Origin of the sequence: Enterobacter cloacae complex sp. 6730903 (genome assembly GCF_048283985.1) — a bacterium.
GTDB classification, from domain to species: domain Bacteria; phylum Pseudomonadota; class Gammaproteobacteria; order Enterobacterales; family Enterobacteriaceae; genus Enterobacter; species Enterobacter hormaechei_C.
On record NZ_JBLVXX010000119.1, the window covers coordinates 1 to 1,455 of the forward strand.

Below are 1,455 nucleotides of genomic sequence, written 5' to 3' on the forward strand. Positions count from 1 at the left end.
GCCTCGGGTTGTACTGACCCCAAAAAGTTGGACAGTTAAACACGAGGCACATAGGTCTGGGTTCGATATTCAATTGGACTCAGACCTTTTAATTTCAGGCTAATTCTTCTGCTGTTGTAGTAGTCAATATATTCCGTAACAGCATCCTTCAGTTCGCTTATATTACTGAACTCGTCAAGATAAAAACACTCCGACTTTAAGGTTCCAAAGAAACATTCCACGACTGCATTATCCAGACAATTGCCTTTTCTGGACATGCTCTGTGTAATGCCTTGTTCTTTAAGGATGTTTTGATACCTTCTCATACGATACTGCCATCCCTGGTCAGAGTGCAGAATAGGATGCTCGTGAGGCTTAAGCTTTTTGAATGCCTGATCGAGCATATTCTCGACCATGTTCATCACAGGTCTTTCCGACAGGCTGTAAGAAATAACTTCGTTGTTGAAGAGATCTATTACTGGAGACAAATACAGCTTTCGCCCATTGACTGCAAATTCAGTAACGTCGGTAACCCACTTCTCGTTTGGCCGTGTAGCCTTGAAATCCCTTTGGAGAACATTGGGGGCGGTTTGCCCTACCTCTCCTCTGTAGGAGCTGTATCGCTTGACCTTAATCGCTGCCTTAAGCGAGAGGGTTCCCATCAGGCGCTGAACGGCTTTATGGTTAATCCGTTCCCCGTCTCGATGGAGAGACAACGTTACCCTACGGTATCCGTAACGACCTTTATTCTCGTGATAAATCTCACCAATACGCTTTTTAACATCCGCATACTTATCAGGCTTGCTGAGAGCCTTTAGATGGTAATAAAACGTACTGCGCGGTATCTCCGCTGCCTTGAGAAGCTCATCAAGAGGGTAAAACTGCCTTAGCTCGTTGAGTACTTTCACTTTTTCGCGGGATGAGCTAAGGCTTTCAGCTTTTTTAGATACGTAAGCCGCATTTCAAGGAATCGAACTTGTCTTTCAAGATCCTCAATACGTCGGTCTTTCGACAGCTCCAATGCTAACGCCGCTTTTTCTGGATCAACTGACATTGTAATGTTTCTTTTGGTGCCGATCTTGAGTGCGCGTAAACCAGCTTCTCCGTGCTCCTCATAGACTTTCAGCCACTTGGCTACAGAACCACTACCAGCAAGCATAAAGTGAGCAGCAGCCTGATTGAGGGACATCTGCTGCTCGGTCACGGCTTTCACGACCTTAATGCGCAACTCTGGATCAGCACTAACGCCTTTAGGTTTGGGAATTAAACCTTTTTCTCCATGTTTTTCATAGAGGGCAACCCACGTCCTGACCTGGGTTCGAGGCACACCAAAACGTGCAGAGATGATCCTGTAACCATCATCAGTTGTGAAGTAGTGATTCACGACTTCAAGGCGCTTTTCGAAGGGGTATTTTGGCTTTGACATATCAGGGACTATTCCATTTCATCGTCCAACAAAATGGGTGCAGTACAGGT

At 45.6% G+C, this 1,455-nt stretch carries 1 protein-coding gene; it reads right to left on the reverse strand.

Annotated elements, in window-relative coordinates:
- Positions 1-35 precede the first annotated feature (35 nt).
- Positions 36-1,405, reverse strand: a protein-coding gene (locus ACNQ0W_RS25065) for an IS3-like element ISKpn8 family transposase (RefSeq protein ID WP_085949440.1) whose coding sequence is annotated in 2 segments (ribosomal slippage) — positions 36-925 and positions 925-1,405 — 1,371 coding nt in all. Because the reading frame shifts where the segments join, the coding sequence is not laid out codon by codon here.
- Between the last annotated feature and the right edge of the window lie 50 nt (positions 1,406-1,455).